General features: G+C 69.7%; 3 protein-coding genes. All 3 read left to right on the top strand.

Going from position 1 to position 1731, the window contains the following annotated elements:
- Nucleotides 1–391, top strand: a 391-nt coding sequence (locus tag LHL23_RS23375; protein ID WP_226431755.1) for a universal stress protein, incomplete at its 5' end; no start/stop codon positions are given.
- Nucleotides 392–449: 58 nt separating this feature from the next.
- Nucleotides 450–1283: a formate/nitrite transporter family protein gene (locus tag LHL23_RS23370; RefSeq protein WP_222482626.1), complete on the top strand. Its 834-nt coding sequence runs from the start codon at nt 450–452 to the stop codon at nt 1281–1283.
- A complete protein-coding gene (locus LHL23_RS23365) occupies nt 1280–1717 on the top strand; it encodes a host attachment protein (protein WP_226431754.1) in 438 nt (145 codons plus the stop codon). The genes LHL23_RS23370 and LHL23_RS23365 overlap by 4 nt, the downstream gene beginning before the upstream one ends.
- The last annotated feature ends 14 nt before the right edge of the window (nt 1718–1731 follow it).

The raw sequence follows: 1731 nt of genomic DNA, 5'->3' as shown, positions 1-1731 counted from the left end.
CTTCGGCAGCTACAGCCGCATCTTCCTGGCCTGGGACAGCAGCCTTGCCGCCTCCCGCGCCGCCCATGCGGCGCTGCCCTATCTGCGCCATGCGCAGGAAGTGGTGATCGGCTGCTTTGAATCCAGCGCCTCCGACCAGCGCGACGGCGAGGACCCGGGCACCGATGCTGCCGCCTGGCTCAGCCACCACGGCTGCAATGTCACCGTCTCGCAATTCCCCAGCGGCGGCCATGACGTCGGCCACGGCATCCAGCAGCGCGCCCGCGAGGCCGGGGCCGGCTTGGTGGTGATGGGTGCCTACGGCCATTCCCGCCTGCGCGAGGCCGTGTTTGGCGGCACCACCCGCACGATGATAGAACAGACCGGGCTGCCGGTGCTGTTCGCCCACTGAGCCCTTGCCAGCGGCCGCCGCCCCGCCCCTTTGCGCCCATAGCTTCAGGAGCCGACCGATGACCAGCCAGGCCCCGTTTGATGCCTACAAGCCCGCCGAGATTGCGGCGCTGGTGGAAAGTGCCGGAACCGCCAAGGCCCGTCTGCCGCTGCCGCAGATGTTCGTTCTGGCCATGCTGGCAGGCGCCTTCATCGGCTTCGGCGCGGCGGCCTATACCATGACCCTCACCGGCGCCGCCCCCGTGACCGGGCCGGTCCGGGTGCTGGGCGGCGCGGTGTTCTCCCTCGGCCTGATCCTGGTGGTGATTGCCGGCGCGGAGCTGTTCACCGGCAACGTGCTGATGGTGATCGCCGCGGTGGACCGCAAGATCCCGCTGCGCCTGCTGCTGCGCAGCTGGGGCGTGGTCTATGCCGGCAACCTGGCCGGCGCCGCCGGGCTGGCCGCCGCCTTTGCCCTCACCGGGCTTTTGGACGGCGCAATGGGGGATACCGCCGCGGCCCTTGCCGGGGCCAAGGCGGACCTGGCGCCGCTCCAGGCCTTCATGCGCGGCGCCCTCTGCAACGCCCTGGTCTGCCTCGCGGTCTGGCTGTCCTTTGCCGCCCGCACCGCGGCCGGCAAGGTCCTGGCCATCCTCTGGCCGATCACCGCCTTCGTGCTCCTGGGTCTCGAGCACTCCATCGCCAACATGTATTTCTTCCCCCAGGCCTGGGGCGCCGGCGCGGGCATCCCCCTTTCCGCGGCAGCCGCCAACCTGTTCTGGGTCACTCTCGGCAACATCGCCGGCGGCGCGGGCGGCGTCGCCCTGGCCTACTGGTTTGCCTTCCTGGGCGGCAGGCCGCAGCCGGTGCAGGGCGGATGCAACCAACCTTCAGCAACTGGAGAGAACCCATGAAACCAATTGTCACCCTCGCCGTTCTTGCAAATGCCCGCACCGCGCGCATCGTCGAAAACCGCGGTCCGGGCAAGGGGTTCACCGCGTCCGCCGGGCATGCCTTGCAGGCGCCGCCAGTGGTGGAGAATGCCGACCGCGCCGGCAGCCATCCGATCAGCGGCGCGCATGGGGCGGCCGCCTTCGAAGCCAGCGATCCCAAGGAGGCCGCCGAGGCAGCCTTTGCGCGCCTGATCGCAAAAGATCTGGAAAAACGGCATGCTGCAGGAGCATTCGACCAGCTGATCCTGACGGCTGCGCCGCATATGCTGGGCCAGCTGCGGGCCGCCCTGCCGGACGCGCTGAAGGCCAAGGTGATCGGCGAGGCTGACAAGGATCTGACCCATGCCGGGCTGGACGACATCGCCGGCCACCTGAAGGACATCATCGCGGCCTGACCAGTCCGGGAGCC

Source organism: Leisingera sp. McT4-56 (assembly GCF_020514995.1).
In the GTDB taxonomy this organism is placed as follows: Bacteria; Pseudomonadota; Alphaproteobacteria; order Rhodobacterales; family Rhodobacteraceae; genus Leisingera; species Leisingera aquaemixtae_A.
This window is presented reverse-complemented; position numbering and strand designations above follow the sequence as displayed.